Here is an 18243-nt window from a genome sequence, read left to right as displayed (position 1 = left end):
CCGGCAACGGTACCCCCACTCGGCGGTCGTCCCGTCTCGCCTCTCCCGGACGGGCGGCCGCCGCCTTTCGTGGGCTCTGTGGGGTGGGCCACACCCACCCGGACGTCCGGCATCCTGGATGCGCGATAGCCTGACCGCTGGATCTCTCTTGACGCCAAGAGATCGATCAAAAAAAGCCGGGGCAGGGACGCCCCAACCGCCAGCTGTCATACGGAGAACGCCATGACCCGCACTCCCGTGAACGTCACCGTCACCGGCGCGGCCGGCCAGATCGGTTACGCCCTGCTCTTCCGCATCGCCTCCGGCCAGCTGCTCGGCGCGGACGTGCCGGTCAAGCTCCGCCTCCTCGAGATCACCCCGGCGCTGAAGGCCGCCGAGGGCACCGCGATGGAGCTGGACGACTGCGCGTTCCCGCTGCTCCAGGGCATCGACATCACCGACGACCCGAACGTCGCCTTCGACGGCGCCAACGTCGCCCTCCTCGTCGGCGCCCGCCCGCGCACCAAGGGCATGGAGCGCGGCGACCTGCTGGAGGCCAACGGCGGCATCTTCAAGCCGCAGGGCCAGGCCATCAACGCGCACGCCGCGGACGACATCAAGGTCCTGGTCGTCGGCAACCCGGCCAACACCAACGCGCTGATCGCGCAGGCCGCCGCCCCGGACGTACCGGCGGAGCGCTTCACCGCGATGACGCGCCTGGACCACAACCGCGCGCTGACCCAGCTGTCGAAGAAGACGGGCACGCCGGTCTCCGAGATCAGGAAGCTGACGATCTGGGGCAACCACTCCGCCACCCAGTACCCGGACATCTTCCACGCCACGGTCGCCGGCAAGAACGCCGCCGAGGTCGTGAACGACGAGAAGTGGCTGGCCGAGGACTTCATCCCGACCGTCGCCAAGCGCGGCGCCGCGATCATCGAGGCCCGTGGCGCGTCCTCCGCGGCCTCCGCCGCCAACGCCGCCATCGACCACGTCTACTCCTGGGTCAACGGCACCGCCGAGGGCGACTGGGTCTCCATGGGCATCCCGTCCGACGGCTCCTACGGCGTCCCGGAGGGCCTGATCTCCTCCTTCCCGGTCACCACCAAGGACGGCAAGTACGAGATCGTCCAGGGCCTGGAGATCAACGACTTCTCCCGCGCCCGTATCGACGCCTCCGTCAAGGAGCTGGAGGAGGAGCGCGAGGCGGTCCGCGGCCTCGGCCTCATCTGACACCCGCCACACCAGCCGCACGACCCCCGGTCCGCCACCACGGGCCGGGGGTCGTCGCATTTCCCGGTGCGTACGAGGCTTTCCGGTGCGTACGACGCTTTCCCTGTGCCTCGCCTACGACGCTTTCCCGGTCAGGCGTCCAGCCGTTTCTCGAACCAGTGGCCCGCGTAGGCGTGGTCGCTGTACCGGTCGATTCCCCTGTAGCCGGTTGCCCGGTACATCGCCTGCGCTTCCGTGAGGACCGCGTGGGTGTCCAGGCGGACCACGGTCCAGTCCCGTCCCAGGGCCTCGGCTTCCAGTTCGCCGAGGATCCGGCGGGCGAGGCCGAGGCGACGGGCGTCCGGGTGCACCCAGACGTGCTTGATCTCGCCCACGCCGGGTTCGAGCCGCCTCAGTCCGCCGCAGCCGACCGGCGCCCCTTCCTCGTACGCGACGAAGAAGGCGCCCCTCTCGCCGGACACCTCCTGCGGTCGTACGAGGTCGGACCGGTCGAAGCCTTCCGGGAAGCGTTCGTCGATGTCGGCGGCGTAGGCGTCGAGCATGGCGCGGGCGTCGGGTGAGGCGCCGTCGACGCGTTCGACGGTGATGCCGGCCAGGCGCAGCAGGCGCTCGGTGGTGGCCAGGGCCTCGGTGAGCCGGTCGCGCTGGTCCGTGGTGAGGCCGTCGAGCAGGCCGGCGACCAGGGCGTCGGCACGGCGGTTCTGCTCCCTGACCTCCTCGCGCCCGGCCGGGGTGAGTTCGATCATGCGCAGCCGGTTGTCGGCGGGGTGGACGCTCAGCCGGATCATGCCCTGGGCTTCCAGCGCCTTGGCCATCCGGCTCAGATAGCCGGCGTCCAGGCCGAGCCGGGCGCGCAGCTCGCGCAGCGAGGCACCGTCGCCGATCTCGAAGAGCAGGCGGGCCTCGCCGAGGGGGCGGTTCTGGCCCAGGTAGTGGTCGTCGAGGGCGCCGATGCGGCGGGTGAAGTAGCGGTTGAAGCGGCGGAAGGCCGCGACACGCTCTGACACTGCCTCCATATTTCTTTGACTTTAGTCAAAGGATGCTGATTGGTCCATGGAAGCCGGGCGCCCTTTTCAGGCTATTTGCCCGAATTTTCAGTGATGCAGCCCACTTTCGGCCATCGATTGCGCATGTCTGAAAGGGGTACGGGCAGGCGCTCACGGTCCTGAGCAGGACCTGAACAGGAATGGAAGGCAAGACCGAGCATGGCGGACAGAGCGGAAAACCAGGTGCCTCAGGCGCGCGACACGATCCACGTGGCGGGGGAGTGGCGGCCCGCCGTCTCCGGTGCCACGCGCGAGATCCTCGACCCCGCGGAGGCCCTGCCGTTCGCTGTGGTCGCCGAGGGGGACGAGAAGGACACGGACCTGGCCGTCGCGGCCGCCCACCGCGCCTTCGACGGCGGGCAGGGCGAGTGGCCCCGCACCCCCGTCGCCGAACGCGCCGCCCTGCTGCGCCGCGTCGCCGACCTGCTGGTCCGCGACCGCGAGGAACTCGGCCTGCTGGAGAGCCGGGACGCCGGCAAGACCGTCGAAGAGGGCCGCGTCGACATCGACTGCGTGGCCGACGCCTTCCGCTACTTCGCCGACCTGGTCGCGGCGGAAGGGGCCGGCCGGGTCGTCGACGCGGGCTCGCCCGACATCCACAGCGTCGTCGTCCACGAACCCGTCGGCGTCTGCGCGCTGATCACCCCCTGGAACTACCCCCTGCTCCAGGCCAGCTGGAAGATCGCGCCCGCGCTCGCGGCCGGCAACACCTTCGTGATCAAGCCGAGCGAGATCACGCCGATGACCACCATCGCCCTGATCGACCTGCTCGCCGAGGCCGGACTGCCCGCCGGAGTCGCGAACATCGTCACCGGCCCCGGCCACACCGTCGGCGCCCGCCTCTCCGAACACCCCGACGTCGACCTGGTCTCCTTCACCGGCGGCCTGGTCAGCGGCACCAAGGTGGCCGCGGCCGCCGCCCCCACCGTCAAGAAGGTCGCCCTCGAACTCGGCGGCAAGAACCCCAACGTCGTCTTCGCCGACGCCTGCGCCACCGACGAGGCCTTCGACACCGCCGTCGACCAGGCCCTCAACGCCGCCTTCATCCACAGCGGCCAGGTCTGCTCCGCGGGCGCGCGCCTCATCGTCGAGGAGTCGGTCAGGGAGCGGTTCGTCGCCGAACTCGCCCGCCGGGCCGGTCGTGTCCGCCTCGGTCGCGGCACGGCGGACGGCGTCGAGTGCGGTCCCCTCGTCTCAGAGCAGCAGCGCGCCAAGGTGGAGTCGTACGTCGCCTCCGCGCTGGCGGAAGGCGCGGTGCTGCGCAGCGGCGGCAAGCGTCCGGAGCCCGCCCCGGAGCGCCCCGCGAACGGCTACTTCTACGAGCCGACGGTGCTCGACCAGTGCCACCGCGAGATGAAGGTCGTACGCGAAGAGGTCTTCGGACCCGTACTGACGGTGGAGACCTTCCGCACCGAGGACGAGGCCGTCGCGCTCGCCAACGACACCGAGTACGGGCTGGCCGGCGCCGTGTGGACCGCCGACGCGGGGCGGGCCCGCCGGGTCGCGGGACGGCTGCGGCACGGCACCGTCTGGATCAACGACTTCCACCCCTACCTCCCGCAGGCGGAGTGGGGCGGCTTCGGCAAGAGCGGAGTCGGCCGCGAACTCGGCCCGGCCGGGCTCGCCGAGTACCGCGAGACCAAGCACGTCTACCAGAACCTCGCGCCGAAGCCGGTGCGCTGGTTCGCGGGCTGAGGCCCCGACAGCCCGTAGGAACCACCCTTCACCCTGGAGTAACCCCCCATGCCCGACACCACCCATACCTACGACTACGTCGTCGTCGGCGGTGGCACCGCCGGCTCGGTCATCGCCTCCCGCCTCACCGAGAACCCCGACGTCACCGTCGCCGTCATCGAGGGCGGCCCCAGCGACGTGGACCGCGAGGACGTCCTCACCCTGCGCCGCTGGATGGGCCTGCTCGGCGGCGAACTCGACTACGACTACCCGACGGTGGAACAGCCCCGCGGCAACTCCCACATCCGGCACAGCCGCGCCCGCGTCCTCGGCGGCTGCTCGTCCCACAACACCCTCATCGCCTTCAAGCCGCTGCCGTCCGACTGGGACGAGTGGGAGGCGGCGGGCGCCAAGGGCTGGGGGGCGGTGCAGATGGAGGCGTACTACGCCCGGCTGCTGAACAACATCGTCCCGGTCGACGAGAAGGACCGGAACGCCATCGCCCGCGACTTCGTCGACGCCGCCCAGGCCGCGCTGGGCGTGCCCCGCGTGGAGGGCTTCAACAGGAAGCCCTTCACCGAGGGCGTCGGCTTCTTCGACCTCGCCTACCACCCCGAGAACAACAAGCGGTCCTCGGCCTCCGTGGCGTACCTCCACCCGGTGATGGACGAGCGGCCCAACCTGACGCTCCTGCTGGAGACCTGGGCGTACCGGCTGGAGCTGAACGGCACCCGCGCCGAGGGCGTCCACGTGCGCACCAAGGACGGCGAGGAGATCCTCGTCCGCGCCCGGAACGAGGTCGTGCTGTGCGCGGGCGCCGTCGACTCCCCGCGCCTGCTGCTGCACTCCGGCATCGGTCCGAAGGAGGATCTCGCCAAGCTCGGCATACCGGTGGTCCACGACCTGCCGGGCGTCGGTGAGAACCTGCTCGACCACCCCGAGTCGGTGATCGTCTGGGAGACCCACGGCCCCATCCCGGAGAACTCCGCGATGGACTCCGACGCCGGGCTGTTCGTGCGCCGCGACCCCGAACACGCGGGCCCCGACCTGATGTTCCACTTCTACCAGATCCCGTTCACGGACAACCCGGAGCGCCTGGGCTACGAGCGGCCCTCGTACGGCGTCTCGATGACCCCGAACATCCCCAAGCCGAAGAGCCGGGGGCGGCTCTACCTGAAGAGCGCCGACCCGAACGAGAAGCCCGCCCTGGACTTCCGCTACTTCACCGACGAGGACGACTACGACGGCCGCACCCTCGTCGACGGCATCCGCATCGCCCGTGAGATCGCCAAGTCCGAGCCGCTGGCGGGCTGGTTGAAGCGGGAGGTGTGCCCCGGCCCGGACATCACCGACGACGAGGCGCTCGGCGAGTACGCCCGCAAGGTCGCGCACACCGTGTACCACCCGGCGGGGACGTGCCGGATGGGCGCCGCCACCGACGGCATGGCCGTGGTCGACCCCGAGTTGCGGATCCGTGGCCTGGACGGCATCCGGATCGCCGACGCGTCCGTGTTCCCGACGATGACCGCCGTGAACCCGATGATCGGGGTGCTGATGGTCGGGGAACGGGCCGTTGAGCTGATCGGGGGTGGTGCGTGATGAGTACCACCCTTGAGACCGCCGCCCTTGAGACCGCCCCCGTGTTCTCCGTCGACGGGCTGTGGAAGGTGTTCGGTCCGAAGGCCGACCGCGTCCCCGCCGACCCGGAGCTGGCCGCCCTGCCCGCCGCCGAGCTGCGGGCCCGGACCGGCTGTACCGCCGCCGTCCGGGACGTCTCCTTCGACGTGCGCAAGGGTGAGGTCTTCGTCGTCATGGGCCTGTCCGGCTCCGGCAAGTCCACGCTGGTGCGCTGTCTGACCCGGCTGATCGAGCCGACGGCCGGGACCATCGCCATCGACGGCGAGGACGTCCGCGCCATGGACAAGGCACGGCTGCGCGAACTGCGCCGGCACCGTGCCGCGATGGTCTTCCAGCACTTCGGCCTGCTCCCGCACCGCACGGTCCTCGACAACGTGGCCTACGGCCTGGAGATCCAGGGCGTGAGCAAGGCGGAACGGCGCGAGAAGGCGGCGGAGGTCGTCGCCAAGGTGGGCCTCGCCGGGATGGAGCAGCGCAGGCCGGCACAGCTGTCGGGCGGCCAGCAGCAACGGGTCGGCCTCGCGCGTGCGCTGGCCGTCGACCCGGAGGTGCTGCTGTTCGACGAACCGTTCAGCGCCCTCGACCCGCTGATCCGGCGCGAGATGCAGGAGGAGGTCGTCCGGCTGCATCGCGACGAGGGCCGCACGATGGTCTTCATCACCCATGACCTGAGCGAGGCGCTGAAGCTCGGTGACCGGATCGCCCTGATGCGCGACGGCCGGATCGTCCAGCTCGGCACGCCGGAGGAGATCGTCGGTTCGCCGGCCGACGACTACGTCCGCGAGTTCGTCCGCGACGTCCCCCGCGAGCAGGTCATGACCGTGCGCACCGCCATGCGGCCCGCGTCCGCGGAGGAGGCGGGGGCCGGCCCGGCGGTGGCCCCGGCGGCGACGGTGTCGGAGGCCATCGAGGCGGTGGCGCGCAGCGGAGGGCCGGTGCGGGTGGTGGACGAGGGCCGGTGCCTGGGCGTTGTCGACCACGAGCGACTGCTGGGCGTGGTGGCCGGTACGGAGCCGCGTAAGGAGGTGGCTTGATGGCCACCGTCACCGCGTCGGCTCCCCGTGCCCTGCCCGCCGTACTGAAGAACCGGGTCATCGCCAAGCTCGCCCTCCTGGCTCTGGCCGCCGCGATCCTCGTGCCGCTGGCCAACGCCCGGTGGGCGAGCGGGAGCTGGCCCGAGGCGCTCACGGTCGACCTGACCCAGCCCCTCACCGGCGCCAGCGACTGGATCATCGACAACCGGGACAGCCACCCCCTGTTCCTCTACTTCTTCGGCCACATCAGCAACGCGGTCGTGCTGTCCGTGCGGGCCGTCTACCTCGCCCTGCTCACCATCGGCTGGGCCGGCGTCACCGCGCTCGGCGCCTTCGTGGCCTGGCGGGTGGCGGGGGTGCGGCTCGCGCTCGGTACGGCCGCCGCGTTCCTCGCCTGCGGGCTGCTCGGCATGTGGGTGCCGACCATGCAGACCCTGGCCCTGATGGTCGTGGCGGTGCTGGCGTCCGTCGTCGTCGGCGCCCTGCTCGGCCTCGCCGCCGGGCTGTCCGACCGTATGGACCGCGTCCTGCGCCCGGTCCTGGACACCATGCAGGTGCTCCCGGCGTTCGCCTACCTGCTGCCCGTCGTCCTGGTCTTCGGCATCGGCGTCCCCGCCGCCGTCCTCGCCACCGTCGTCTACGCCGCCCCGCCCATGGCCCGCCTCACCGCGCTCGGCCTGCGCGGCGCCGACAAGGGCGTCCTGGAGGCCGTCGAGTCGCTCGGCGCCACCGCACGCCAACGCCTGTTGACCGCCCGTATCCCGCTGGCCCGCAAGGAACTCCTGCTCGGCCTCAACCAGACGATCATGATGGCGCTGTCCATGGCGGTCATCGCCTCCGTGATCGGCGCCGGCGGCCTCGGTGACCGCGTCTACCAGGCGCTGGCCTCGGTCGACGTCGGCGCGGCCCTCGCCGCGGGCATCCCGATCGTACTTCTGGCGGTCGTACTGGACCGCGTCACCGCCGCCGCGGGCGCCGGCACCGGACAGCGCCCCCGCGCCGGATGGCCGTACGCCCTGGCCGCCGCCGTGGCCGTCGCCGTCGCCGGACGCCTGCTGGGCCGTGCCGACTGGCCCGACACCTGGACCGTGAACATCGCCGAGCCGGTCAACCGCGCCGTCGACTGGATGACCGCCCACCTCTACTCGGGCGTCCCGGTCGTCGGCGGCACCGCCGACTGGGCCGGCCACTTCACCACCTGGGTCCTGGACCCGCTGCGCGACGGCCTGCAGTGGCTGCCCTGGTGGTCGGTGCTGCTCATCGTCGCCGCGCTGGCCTGGCTGATCGGCACCTGGCGCACCGCGCTGACCGCCGTCCTCGCCATGGCCGCGATCGGCGTACTCGGCGTCTGGGAGCCGTCCCTGGACACCCTCTCCCAGGTCCTCGCCGCCGTCGCCGTCACCCTCGTCCTGGGCTTCGCCACCGGCATCGCGGCCGCCCGCAGCGAACGCTTCGAGCGTGCGCTGCGGCCCGTCCTGGACGTCTTCCAGACGATGCCGCAGTTCGTGTACCTGATCCCGGTCGTCGCCCTGTTCGGCGTCGGCCGCGCCCCGGCGGTGGCCGCCGCCGTCGTCTACGCGCTGCCCGCCGTCGTCCGCATCACCGCCCAGGGCCTGCGGCAGGTCGACCCGGCCGCGCTGGAATCGGCCCGTTCGCTCGGCGCGACCAGCGGACAGCAGCTGCGCCAGGTCCAGCTGCCGCTCGCCCGCCGGTCGTTGCTGCTCGCCGTCAACCAGGGTGTGGTCCTCGTCCTCGCCGTCGTCATCATCGGCGGTCTGGTCGGCGGCGGCGCTCTCGGCTACGACGTCGTCTTCGGCCTCGCGCAGGGCGACCTGGCGACCGGTCTGGTGGCCGGCGCCGCGATCGTCTGCCTCGGCCTGATGCTCGACCGGGTGACCCAGCCGACCGAACGCCGCGCGAAGAAGGGAGCCTGACATGCGTACGCGTACGAGCGTCCTGGCGGCGGTGGCGCTGCTCGCCGTGACCACCGGCTGCGGTGCCGCCGACATGACCAAGCAGGCCTCGCCCTTCGCGAACGCGCAGGGCTCCAAGAGCGTGACCCTGTCCGTGCAGTCCTGGGTGGGTGCGCAGGCCAACGTCGCCGTCGCCCAGTACCTGCTCGAACACGAACTCGGCTACCGCGTCGACACCGTCCAGATCGACGAGGTGCCCGCCTGGGACGCCCTCAGCCAGGGCCGCGTCGACGCGCTCCTGGAGGACTGGGGACACCCCGAGGAGGAGCAGCGGTACGTCAAGGACAAGAAGACGATCGTGAACGGCGGCGACCTCGGGGTCACCGGGCACATCGGCTGGTTCGTCCCGACGTACTTCGCCGAGCAGCACCCCGACGTCACCGACTGGAAGAACCTCAACAAGTACGCCGACCAGTTCCGCACCCCGGAGAGCGGCGGCAAGGGCCAGCTGATGGACGGCTCGCCGTCCTACGTCACCAACGACAAGGCGCTGGTGCAGAACCTGGACCTGAACTACCAGGTGGTGTTCGCCGGTTCGGAGGCCGCGCAGATCACCCAGATCAAGCAGTTCGCGAAGGAGAAGAAGCCCTTCCTGACGTACTGGTACTCGCCGCAGTGGCTCTTCAAGAAGGTCCCCATGACCGAGGTGAAGCTGCCCGCCTACAAGGAGGGCTGCGACGCGGACCCGGCGAAGGTCGCCTGCGCCTATCCGCACACGCCGCTGCAGAAGTATCTGAACGCCGACTTCGCGAAGTCCGGCGGCGAGGCGGCGGCCTTCCTGCGGAAGTTCAAGTGGACGACCGAGGACCAGAACGAGGTGTCCCTGATGATCGCCGAGCAGAAGCTGACTCCGCAGGAGGCGGCGAAGAAGTGGGTGGACAGCCACGAGTCCACGTGGAAGCAGTGGCTGTCCTGACGCTCACCGCTGTTCGGGGATCCTGGCCGCGATGTCGCGCAGCGCCCGAGTGGCTCTGCGCTGCAGGCCCGGCCCGAAGGTGACGCGGGTGGCCCCTCGGCTGCCGAGTTCGGTGAGCTCGGTTGCGGAGGGGCCCTCGCCGTCCAGCAGTGCGAACGCGTTGATCGGCCCCTCGATCCCGGCCCGCAGCAGCGGCAGTACGTCGAGTGGGGCGGCGATCGGGTACACGCAGTCGGCACCCGCGGCGACGTACAACGCGGCCCGTTCGATGGCCCGTTCGGGGTCCTGCACGCCCCGGATGAACGTGTCGACGCGCGCGTTGACGAACAGCCGGTCACCCGCCGCCGCCCGCACCTCGGCCAGCCACTCGGCGTGCGCGTGCGGATCCTTGAGGACGCCGCCGCTGGAGTCCTCCAGATTGCAGCCGACGGCGCCGGTCTCCAGCAGCCGCTCGACCAGCTCCTCCGGCGCGAGCCCGTACCCGTCCTCGACATCCGCCGACACCGGCACGTCCACCGCCCGCACGATCCGGGCGACCGCCGCGAACATCTCCTCCGCCGGCGTCGCCCCGTCCTCGTACCCCAGCGAGGCGGCGACTCCCGCACTGGGCGTCGCCAGCGCCGGGAAACCGGCGTCCACGAAGACGCGGGCGCTCGCCGCGTCCCAGGGCCCGGGCAGGATCAGCGGGTCGGCCGGGTCGGGCCGGCGGTGCAGCGCGCGGAACATCTCTACGGTGGTCACCACTCCACACTTCCCGCCGGGATCCGCCGACTCACCATCAACCGGTTCCAGCTGTTGATCACGGTGATCAGGGCGATGAGGTAAGCGAGTCGGCCGGCGTCGAAGTGCCGCGCCGCCCGCTCGTACACCTCGTCCGGCACGAACCCTCCCCCAGAGCCGCAAGCCTGGGACGTGCCCCCGGTCAGCAGGGTCACCGCCTCGGTCAGCGCCAGCGCGGCCCGCTCACGCTCGTCGAAGACCTCCTCCGCCTCCTCCCACGCGTCCAGCAGATCGAGCTGCCGCTCACTCACGCCGTGCTTGCGGGCGAGTGCGAGATGCATGTCGAGGCAGAACGCGCAGTGGTTGAGCTGGGAGGCACGGATCTGCACCAGCTCGGCGAGAGCCGGATCACCGAGGCCCTGCTTCGCGGCGGCGCTCAGCGCCCGCATCGCCTCGCGAACCCCGGCGTCCAGGTGCGTGGTCCGTGCCGTCACTTGTACTGGCCCGGCTGGTAGTGGCCCGGCGTCATACGGCAGGTCACACCGAACCGGTTCCAGGCGTTGATCACCGTGATCGCGGCGATCACCTGGGCCAGCTCGGCCTCCTCGAAGTGCCGCGCCGCCCGCTCGTACACCTCGTCCGGCACGAACCCGTCGGTCAGGACGGTGACCGCCTCGGTCAGCTCCAGCGCGGCGAGCTCCCTCTCGGTGTAGAAGTGCCGCGACTCCTCCCACGCGCTCAACTGCACGATCCGCTCGACACTCTCGCCCGCGGCGAGGGCGTCCTTGGTGTGCATGTCCAGGCAGAAGGCGCAGTGGTTGATCTGGGAGGCGCGGATCTTCACCAGCTCGTACAGCGTCGGGTCGAGGCCCTGCCGGGCGGCCGTCTCCAACCGGATCATCGCCTTGTACACGTCGGGAACGAGCTTGGCCCACTCCAGACGCGGGGTGAGCTCGGGGGCGTACTGCACAGCTGCCGTGTCTTCAGTCGTCATGCCCTCGACCCTACGAATGAGGCAGCCCAGGAGTATGGTCCATTTCCATGGCGAAACCTCGGGCCACTTTGGGCATCGACCTGCACCTCGAACCCTCCGGACCCGGCCTGCGCCGCGGTCTGACCGACACCCTGCGCGAGGCCGTCCGCACCGGCCGCCTCGCCCCCGACACCCGGCTGCCCTCCTCCCGCTCGCTCGCCGCCGACCTCGGCATCGCCCGCAACACCGTCGCCGAGTCCTACGCCGACCTCGTCGCCGAGGGCTGGCTCACCGCCCGCCAGGGCTCCGGCACCCGGGTCGCCGACCGCGCCGTCCCGCCACAGCCTGACCGCCCGGCCCCCCACCACCGCGAACCCGGCCGCGCCGCCTACAACCTCGTCCCCGGCACCCCCGACCTCGCTTCCTTCCCCCGCGCCGAATGGCTCAAGGCCGCCCGCCGCGCCCTCACCGCCGCCCCGAACGACGCCCTCGGCTACGGCGATGCCCGCGGCCGCATCGAACTGCGCACCGCCCTCGCCGACTACCTCTCCCGCGCCCGCGGCGTACGCGCCGATCCCGACCGCATCCTCGTCTGCTCCGGCTTCGCCCACGGCCTGAAACTCCTCGCCGAGGTCCTCCACACCCGCGGCCTGCGCACCCTCGCCGTGGAGTCCTACGGCCTCGACCTGCACTGGGACCTCGTCGAACGGGCCGGCCTGCGCACCCTTCCCCTCCCCTTCGACACACACGGCACCCTGCCGGAGGCCCTCGATGGGGCGGGCTCCGACGACCTCCCCGCCACGCGGGCCGTGCTGCTGACGCCCGCGCACCAGTTCCCTATGGGCGTCGCCCTGCGCCCCTCGCGCCGGGCCGCCGTCGTGGACTGGGCCCGTCGCACGGGCGGGCTGATCCTGGAGGACGACTACGACGGCGAGTTCCGCTACGACCGCCAGCCCGTCGGCGCCCTTCAGGACCTCGACCCCGACCACGTCGTCTACCTCGGCACCGCCAGCAAGTCCCTCGCCCCCGGTCTGCGGCTGGCCTGGATGGTGCTGCCGCCCTCGCTGGTACCGGACGTCATGCGGCACGCCGGCGGCTCGGCCACGGGCGTCCTCGAACAGCTGACCCTCGCCGAGTTCCTCACCTCCGGCGCCTACGACCGCCATGTCCGCGCCGCCCGCCTGCGCTACCGGCGCCGCCGCGACGACCTGGTCGCCGCCCTCGCCGAGCGCGCGCCCGACGTCCGCGCCACCGGCATCGCGGCCGGCCTGCACGCCGTCCTGCGGCTCCCGCCCGGCACCGAACAACCGGTCGTCCGCGCGGCCACCTGGCAGGGCGTCGCCGTCCACGGCCTCTCCCGCTACCGCCACCCCGCAGCCCGCGCCCAGCACCTCGACGCCATGGTCGTCGGCTACGGCACCCCACCCGACCACGCCTGGACGGGCACCCTGGACGCCCTGTGCAGGGCGCTGCCCTGAGCCTGCCGCCCAGGCACCTGATCGGCTATTCGGAGCCCTGCACCCCGAGCACACCGCGCAGTTGGGCCAGCCCCCAGTCCAGGTCCTCCTTCCCGATGACCAGCGGCGGTGCGATCCGGATCGTCGAACCGTGCGTGTCCTTCACCAGCACACCCCGGTCCATCAGCTTCTCCGACATCTCCCGCCCGGTGCCGAACCTCGGATGGATGTCCACACCCGCCCACAGCCCACGGCCCCGCACCTGCGTCACCCGCCCGGTGCCCGTCAGCGCCGTCAGCTCGCGGTGCAGATGCTCGCCCAGCTCCGCCGCCCGCGCCTGGTACTCGCCCGACCGCAGCATCGCGATCACCTCCAGCGCCACCGCGCAGGCCAGCGGATTCCCGCCGAACGTCGACCCGTGCTCGCCGGGCCGGAACACGCCGAGCACCTCCGCCGACGACACCACCGCCGACACCGGCACGATCCCACCGCCCAGCGCCTTGCCCAACACGTACATGTCCGGCACCACGCCCTCGTGCTCGCACGCGAACGTCCGCCCCGTCCGCCCCAGCCCCGACTGGATCTCGTCCGCGACGAACAGCACGTTCCGCTCCCGGGTCAGCTCCCGCACCGCCGGCAGATAGCCGGCCGGCGGCACGATCACCCCCGACTCGCCCTGGATCGGCTCCAGCAGCACGGCGACCGTGTTCTCCGTCATCGCCGCCCGCATCGCCGTCAGATCCCCGTACCGCACGATCTCGAAGCCCGGCGTGTACGGCCCGTAGTCCGCCCGCGCCTCCGGGTCGGTGGAGAAGCTGATGATCGTCGTCGTACGGCCGTGGAAGTTGCCCGACGCCACCACGATCTTCGCCATCTCCGCGGGCACGCCCTTGACCCGGTACCCCCACTTCCGGGCCGTCTTCACCGCCGACTCCACCGCCTCCGCGCCCGTGTTCATCGGCAGCACCATCTCCATCCCGCACAGCTCCGCCAGCTGGGTGCAGAACGCCGCGAACCGGTCGTGATGGAAAGCGCGCGACGTCAGCGTCACCCGCTCCAGCTGCGCCTTCGCCGCCTCGATCAAACGCCGGTTGCCGTGCCCGAAGTTGAGCGCCGAGTAACCGGCCAGCAGATCCAGATAGCGCCGGCCCTCCACATCCGTCATCCACGCTCCGTCGGCCGAGGCGACGACCACCGGCAGCGGGTGATAGTTGTGCGCGCTGTGCGCTTCGGCTTCGGCGATGAGGCTTTCCGTAGCGGTCACGGCAACTCCCGAACATGAGGCTGGACCACCTTCTTATCGTCGCTCGCATGGTGGACTCGGGAACTGGACCTTCCGGCGCGCCCGGTAGGCTGATCGCGGGCCGTGACTGGCGCGCTGGGATGGGACCGACCATCGGGGAGCGGCCTGTGCAGTGAGCGAGTGCCGTGCGCCTGGGCCGAACCGTGAACCGTGACCGTCGTAAGCCACGCCGCCCGGAGGCCGAGATGTCAAAGCAGCACCTCTCCACCGAGTCCACCGCCTTTCGTTCCGCTATCGATGTGATCCGCGCCGTCGAGCCGCGCGTCGCCGACGCCATCGGCCAGGAGGTCGCCGACCAGCGCGAGATGCTCAAGCTGATCGCCTCCGAGAACTACGCCTCCCCGGCCACCCTCCTCGCGATGGGCAACTGGTTCAGCGACAAGTACGCCGAGGGCACCGTCGGCCGCCGCTTCTACGCCGGCTGCCGCAACGTCGACACCGTCGAGTCGCTGGCGGCGGAGCACGCGCGCGAGCTCTTCGGCGCCCGCCACGCCTACGTCCAGCCGCACTCCGGCATCGACGCCAACCTCGTCGCCTTCTGGGCCGTCCTCGCCGACCGCGTCGAGGCCCCCTTCCTGGAGAAGACGGGCGTCCGCCAGGTCAACGACCTCTCCGAGGCCGACTGGGCCGAACTCCGCCGGGCCTTCGGCAACCAGCGCATGCTCGGCATGTCCCTGGACGCCGGCGGCCACCTCACCCACGGCTTCCGCCCGAACATCTCCGGCAAGATGTTCGACCAGCGCTCCTACGGCACGGACCCGGCCACTGGCCTGATCGACTACGACGCCCTGCGTGCCCAGGCCCGCGAGTTCAAGCCGCTGATCATCGTCGCCGGCTACTCCGCCTACCCCCGGCTCGTGAACTTCCGGATCATGCGCGAGATCGCCGACGAGGTCGGTGCCACGCTCATGGTCGACATGGCCCACTTCGCGGGCCTCGTCGCCGGCAAGGTCCTCACCGGTGACTTCGACCCGGTCCCGCACGCCCAGATCGTCACCACCACCACCCACAAGTCACTGCGCGGCCCGCGGGGCGGCATGGTCCTGTGCGACGACTCCCTCAAGGACCAGGTCGACCGCGGCTGCCCGATGGTCCTCGGCGGCCCGCTCCCGCACGTCATGGCCGCCAAGGCCGTCGCGCTCGCCGAGGCCCGTCAGCCCTCCTTCCGGGACTACGCCCAGCGCATCGTCGACAACTCCCGTGCCCTCGCCGAGGGCCTGATGCGGCGCGGCGCCACCCTGGTCACCGGTGGCACCGACAACCACCTCAACCTGATCGACGTCGCCACCTCCTACGGCCTCACCGGCCGCCAGGCCGAGGCCGCCCTCCTCGAGTCCGGCATCGTCACCAACCGCAACGCCATCCCGGCCGACCCCAACGGTGCCTGGTACACCTCCGGCATCCGCGTCGGCACGCCCGCCCTGACCACCCGTGGCCTGGGCACCGCCGAGATGGACGAGGTCGCCGGCCTCATCGACCGCGTCCTGACCACCACGGAGGCCGGCACCACCAGCAAGGGCACCCCCTCCAAGGCCCAGCACATCCTGGACCCGAAGGTCGCGGACGAGATCTCCCACCGCGCCACCGACCTCGTGGCCGGTTTCCCGCTGTACCCGGAGGTCGACCTCGGCTGACGCCCCCGGCGATCACCGCTCAGAGGTCGATCAGCTCCTGACGTGGTTCCGCTCGCGGCGGTCCGGCTCGCGGCGGTCCGGCTCCCGGCTGGGCCGCCGCGCGGCGTATCAGGCGCGTGCCGCCCGCCCCGAGGGCCAGGCCCACCGCGAGGCCGGGTATCGCCCACCAGGCGCCCGGCATCGTGCCCGCCCTCGCTGCGGGTGACTCCTCCGCCCCGTCCGTGGCCTCGCCCAGCAGCCCCGCACCGTCCAGCCGCTCGAACACCGGCCGCGGTGCCCGGTGCCAGCGGATGTCGTCGTCGTCCACGTCCGGCGCCGGGTCCGTACGCACCCACGGCGTGCCGTCCTCGGCGAGGAACAGCTGGTCCTGGCGCTCGATGGCCACATCGCCGCCGGGCGGGCTGCTGGTCTGCGGGTATCCGCCGATGCCCGTCAGGCCCCACACCACGGTGATCCGCGCCGGCGGATGCCGGCCCTCCGTCCATGCCTCCGACACCCGCTCCGTCCCCGGATACAGCGGCTGCAGCAACTGCCAGAAGCGGGCGAAGCGGGGCTCGCCCGAGCGCAGCACCGTCGTCCGGCCCGAGTCGCCCGCCATGACCAGCGCCAGATCGGGCACGTCCCGCGCCCCCGGCGACCGCGCCGCCGCGTCGGTTGCCGACAGCCCCGACAGCGCCACCGCCAGTGCGGCGGCCGACGCGAGGCCGAGCCCGGTCGTCGTACGTCGTCCTCTCCGAAGTGCCATCGAACTTTCTTGCCCCCCTCGCTCGCATCGTCTTCTCACAGGTCGCGCAGTTCCTGCCTCGGTCCCGGTTCCCGGCGCAGCCGGGCTGACGGGATGCGCGCCGCGACAGGACGCAGGACCAGCGCCAGCACCGCTCCGGCGGCCACGCCCGGTATCGCCCACCACCAGTCGGTGCCCTGGCCCGCCGCCGAGGCGGTGGTCCGCGAATCGGCGGCCCCCTCGTCCGCGGTGCCCTCGTCCGCGGCGCCCGTGTCCGTGTCGCCCGCCGTGCCCGCCGCGGGTTCCTCCGACTGCTCGGCCTGCGGGTAGATGCCGGGATACCCCTGGTCCGACGTCGGGCCCATGACGCCCAGCTCCTTGAGCAGGGCACGCAGCAGGGTGGGGCGCTCGGCGCGGTGCCAGTGGCCGTTCAGCGACTCGGGCAGGTTGGTCGCCGTATGGATCCAGACGTCCTGGTCCTCCGAGGACGCGTAGACCCGGTCGTGCCGCCAGGGCGTGACGTCGTGCAGCAGCCAGGTGACGTTGATCTGCCGCGCACGGGTCAGATCGGCCTCGGGCGGCTTGGTCACCGCGCCGGCGCCCGGCTGGTCGAGCAGCTGCTGGAGCTTTCCGTACTCCTCGGCGGAGTAGTACAGCGCCTCCGCCTCCGTACTCTGCGGTGAGGTCACGAGCACGCTCGTCGGCCCGCCCGCCGACGCCGACGGCGCGACCGCTGTCAGCAGGGCGAGCGCCGCCGTCAACGCCGCCGCCACTCCTGCCAGTTCGCGACGCCTGGCCTTCCACCACATCACGTGCCTACGCATTCCGACCCCCAACCGGCGATCCCCGTGCGGCCCGCCCGCGGGCCGCGTGTCACTTCTGGTACACCGCCCGGCCCGAGCCGGTTCCCACCCCGCGCCACCGATTCGGAAGATTCTTCGTCGGCGGATTCTTCGGACGATGCTCAGCGGGCCGTACGGGCAGGTGCCGACGAGGGGTTACGGGGAAGGTGCCGACGAGGGGTCACGGCGCTTCAGATGCCGCCCCAGCCCCTCGTCCCCCGCCGGACAGGTCCTGGCCCTCCTTGAGCGACCGCGCCACCTGAAGCGCCCGCTCCCTCGCCGCCACGCCCTCCAGCCGGAGCGTCACATCCCCGCCGGACGTCTCCTGGGCCCACAGCAGGGTGGGGCCGGCCGTGCGCTCCTCGCGGGTGAAGCGGACCCCGTGCGCGTCCACCAGCCAGAAACTCAGCAGGTGGGGGCGTGGAAACCACAGGGCCGGCTCCGATATGCCCCCGCTCGGGGTGTCGGCGTCCAGGGACAGCCACTGCGGCTGCTCGCGCACCCGCTTCACAAAGGTCGTGTCGAGGCTTGCCGCGTACTGGTCCAGCCGTATCGTGCGCCCGCGCTCGCTCCAGCACAGGCTCACCAGCATCCGCCCCTGCGGCATACCGGCCACCGCCACCGCGTCGGGTGTGCCCAGCGCGTCCGGCACCAAGGGCTCGAAGCCCGCACGCCGCGCGGCCTGGGCGAGGGACAGTGACCGGTCGCAGCTCGGCACCCCGGCGCCGGGGGAGGGCGCCGCCGACGGGTCGTACCGCACCTCGACGCCGCCGAAGTCGAACCAGTCGAAGACCGCGGCCCGCACGGGCGGCGTCAGCGCGAGCACCGTCAGCAGCCCGCACAGCGCCGCCGTCAGGGCGCGCCAGCGCGCCCGCGTCCAGTTCCGCACGGCCCGCAGCCGCTCGCCCCGGCCCGGCGGCTCGGCCACCGGGACCGGCACCTGCTCGGCCAGTATCTGCCCCAGCACCCGCTCGACCATCGACTCGGAGCCGCCCTCGGGGGGGTCCAGGGACCGCCCGAGCGCCCGCAGCTCCTCCGGCAGCCGGTCGGCGCCGTCGCGGCCGCGGCCGGCGCCGCCCTGACCGTCGTACGACATG

General features: G+C 71.9%; 16 protein-coding genes and 1 riboswitch. Of the genes, 8 read left to right on the top strand and 8 right to left on the bottom strand.

Annotated features, from left to right (window positions below; genetic code table 11):
* Positions 1-222: 222 nt before the first annotated feature.
* A complete protein-coding gene (locus I2W78_RS14565) occupies positions 223-1212 on the top strand; it encodes a malate dehydrogenase (RefSeq protein WP_196460167.1) in 990 nt (329 codons plus the stop codon).
* A 131-nt stretch (positions 1213-1343) separates the two neighbouring features.
* Here the strand turns inward: I2W78_RS14565 and I2W78_RS14560 are convergent, their stop codons facing one another.
* A complete protein-coding gene (locus I2W78_RS14560; protein WP_374222667.1) occupies positions 1344-2219 on the bottom strand; it encodes a GNAT family N-acetyltransferase in 876 nt (291 codons plus the stop codon).
* A 198-nt stretch (positions 2220-2417) separates the two neighbouring features.
* Between I2W78_RS14560 and I2W78_RS14555 the strand changes: the two genes are divergently transcribed.
* From I2W78_RS14555 to I2W78_RS14535, 5 genes are read left to right on the top strand one after another with little or no spacing between them, the layout of a single operon-like run.
* A complete protein-coding gene (locus tag I2W78_RS14555; RefSeq protein ID WP_196460163.1) occupies positions 2418-3953 on the top strand; it encodes an aldehyde dehydrogenase family protein in 1536 nt (511 codons plus the stop codon).
* Between the two features lie 48 nt (positions 3954-4001).
* Complete coding sequence (locus tag I2W78_RS14550) at positions 4002-5531, top strand: GMC family oxidoreductase (RefSeq protein ID WP_196460162.1); 1530 nt, start codon at positions 4002-4004, stop codon at positions 5529-5531.
* Positions 5531-6604 carry a quaternary amine ABC transporter ATP-binding protein gene (locus I2W78_RS14545; protein ID WP_196460161.1) on the top strand — a complete coding sequence of 358 codons (1074 nt, stop codon included), beginning with the start codon at positions 5531-5533 and terminating at the stop codon, positions 6602-6604. Before I2W78_RS14550 ends, I2W78_RS14545 begins: the two co-directional genes overlap by 1 nt.
* Positions 6604-8538, top strand: a complete 1935-nt coding sequence (locus I2W78_RS14540) for an ABC transporter permease (protein WP_196460160.1) — start codon at positions 6604-6606, stop codon at positions 8536-8538. Before I2W78_RS14545 ends, I2W78_RS14540 begins: the two co-directional genes overlap by 1 nt.
* A gap of 1 nt (position 8539) precedes the next feature.
* Positions 8540-9493, top strand: coding sequence for an ABC transporter substrate-binding protein (locus I2W78_RS14535; RefSeq protein WP_196460159.1), 954 nt, complete (start codon positions 8540-8542; stop codon positions 9491-9493).
* A gap of 3 nt (positions 9494-9496) precedes the next feature.
* On the opposite strand, the gene I2W78_RS14530 is transcribed toward I2W78_RS14535, so the two are convergent.
* From I2W78_RS14530 to I2W78_RS14520, 3 genes are read right to left on the bottom strand one after another with little or no spacing between them, the layout of a single operon-like run.
* On the bottom strand, positions 9497-10219 hold the full coding sequence (locus I2W78_RS14530) for an isocitrate lyase/PEP mutase family protein (RefSeq protein ID WP_230886203.1): 723 nt from the start codon (positions 10217-10219) through the stop codon (positions 9497-9499).
* A gap of 11 nt (positions 10220-10230) precedes the next feature.
* A complete protein-coding gene (locus tag I2W78_RS14525; protein WP_196460157.1) occupies positions 10231-10707 on the bottom strand; it encodes a carboxymuconolactone decarboxylase family protein in 477 nt (158 codons plus the stop codon).
* Positions 10704-11207, bottom strand: coding sequence for a carboxymuconolactone decarboxylase family protein (locus I2W78_RS14520; RefSeq protein ID WP_196460156.1), 504 nt, complete (start codon positions 11205-11207; stop codon positions 10704-10706). Before I2W78_RS14520 ends, I2W78_RS14525 begins: the two co-directional genes overlap by 4 nt.
* Positions 11208-11254: 47 nt before the next feature.
* On the opposite strand from I2W78_RS14520, the gene pdxR reads away from it, so the two are divergent.
* Positions 11255-12664, top strand: coding sequence for a MocR-like pyridoxine biosynthesis transcription factor PdxR (gene pdxR, locus I2W78_RS14515; RefSeq protein WP_196460155.1), 1410 nt, complete (start codon positions 11255-11257; stop codon positions 12662-12664).
* Between the two features lie 25 nt (positions 12665-12689).
* Here the strand turns inward: pdxR and rocD are convergent, their stop codons facing one another.
* Entirely contained in the window at positions 12690-13907 is a 1218-nt protein-coding gene (gene rocD, locus I2W78_RS14510; RefSeq protein ID WP_196460154.1) for an ornithine--oxo-acid transaminase, read from the bottom strand.
* A 92-nt stretch (positions 13908-13999) separates the two neighbouring features.
* A riboswitch (ZMP/ZTP riboswitch) is annotated at positions 14000-14090 on the top strand.
* Positions 14091-14131: 41 nt separating this feature from the next.
* Between rocD and I2W78_RS14505 the strand changes: the two genes are divergently transcribed.
* Complete coding sequence (locus tag I2W78_RS14505) at positions 14132-15580, top strand: glycine hydroxymethyltransferase (protein ID WP_196460153.1); 1449 nt, start codon at positions 14132-14134, stop codon at positions 15578-15580.
* Positions 15581-15599: 19 nt separating this feature from the next.
* Here the strand turns inward: I2W78_RS14505 and I2W78_RS14500 are convergent, their stop codons facing one another.
* From I2W78_RS14500 to I2W78_RS14490, 3 genes are all read right to left on the bottom strand, one after another.
* On the bottom strand, positions 15600-16325 hold the full coding sequence (locus tag I2W78_RS14500; protein WP_374222666.1) for a hypothetical protein: 726 nt from the start codon (positions 16323-16325) through the stop codon (positions 15600-15602).
* 35 nt (positions 16326-16360) lie between these two features.
* Positions 16361-17128 carry a hypothetical protein gene (locus I2W78_RS14495; protein WP_230885449.1) on the bottom strand — a complete coding sequence of 256 codons (768 nt, stop codon included), beginning with the start codon at positions 17126-17128 and terminating at the stop codon, positions 16361-16363.
* Between the two features lie 199 nt (positions 17129-17327).
* Complete coding sequence (locus I2W78_RS14490) at positions 17328-18242, bottom strand: hypothetical protein (RefSeq protein ID WP_196464559.1); 915 nt, start codon at positions 18240-18242, stop codon at positions 17328-17330.
* Position 18243 lies beyond the last annotated feature (1 nt).

The sequence above is a fragment of the Streptomyces spinoverrucosus genome (genome assembly GCF_015712165.1).
GTDB classification, from domain to species: Bacteria; Actinomycetota; Actinomycetes; order Streptomycetales; family Streptomycetaceae; genus Streptomyces; species Streptomyces spinoverrucosus_A.
This window is presented reverse-complemented; position numbering and strand designations above follow the sequence as displayed.

What these genes read in the sequence shown, in the direction of transcription:
- I2W78_RS14565 (WP_196460167.1), top strand. Translation starts at nt 223, where the DNA reads ATGACCCGCACTCCCGTGAACGTCACCGTCACCGGCGCGGCCGGCCAG.
- I2W78_RS14555 (WP_196460163.1), top strand. Translation starts at nt 2,418, where the DNA reads ATGGCGGACAGAGCGGAAAACCAGGTGCCTCAGGCGCGCGACACGATC.
- I2W78_RS14550 (WP_196460162.1), top strand. Translation starts at nt 4,002, where the DNA reads ATGCCCGACACCACCCATACCTACGACTACGTCGTCGTCGGCGGTGGC.
- I2W78_RS14545 (WP_196460161.1), top strand. Translation starts at nt 5,531, where the DNA reads ATGAGTACCACCCTTGAGACCGCCGCCCTTGAGACCGCCCCCGTGTTC.
- I2W78_RS14540 (WP_196460160.1), top strand. Translation starts at nt 6,604, where the DNA reads ATGGCCACCGTCACCGCGTCGGCTCCCCGTGCCCTGCCCGCCGTACTG.
- I2W78_RS14535 (WP_196460159.1), top strand. Translation starts at nt 8,540, where the DNA reads ATGCGTACGCGTACGAGCGTCCTGGCGGCGGTGGCGCTGCTCGCCGTG.
- I2W78_RS14530 (WP_230886203.1), bottom strand. Translation starts at nt 10,219, where the DNA reads ATGTTCCGCGCGCTGCACCGCCGGCCCGACCCGGCCGACCCGCTGATC.
- I2W78_RS14520 (WP_196460156.1), bottom strand. Translation starts at nt 11,207, where the DNA reads ATGACGACTGAAGACACGGCAGCTGTGCAGTACGCCCCCGAGCTCACC.
- pdxR (WP_196460155.1), top strand. Translation starts at nt 11,255, where the DNA reads ATGGCGAAACCTCGGGCCACTTTGGGCATCGACCTGCACCTCGAACCC.
- I2W78_RS14505 (WP_196460153.1), top strand. Translation starts at nt 14,132, where the DNA reads ATGTCAAAGCAGCACCTCTCCACCGAGTCCACCGCCTTTCGTTCCGCT.
- I2W78_RS14500 (WP_374222666.1), bottom strand. Translation starts at nt 16,325, where the DNA reads ATGGCACTTCGGAGAGGACGACGTACGACGACCGGGCTCGGCCTCGCG.
- I2W78_RS14495 (WP_230885449.1), bottom strand. Translation starts at nt 17,128, where the DNA reads ATGCGTAGGCACGTGATGTGGTGGAAGGCCAGGCGTCGCGAACTGGCA.
- I2W78_RS14490 (WP_196464559.1), bottom strand. Translation starts at nt 18,242, where the DNA reads ATGTCGTACGACGGTCAGGGCGGCGCCGGCCGCGGCCGCGACGGCGCC.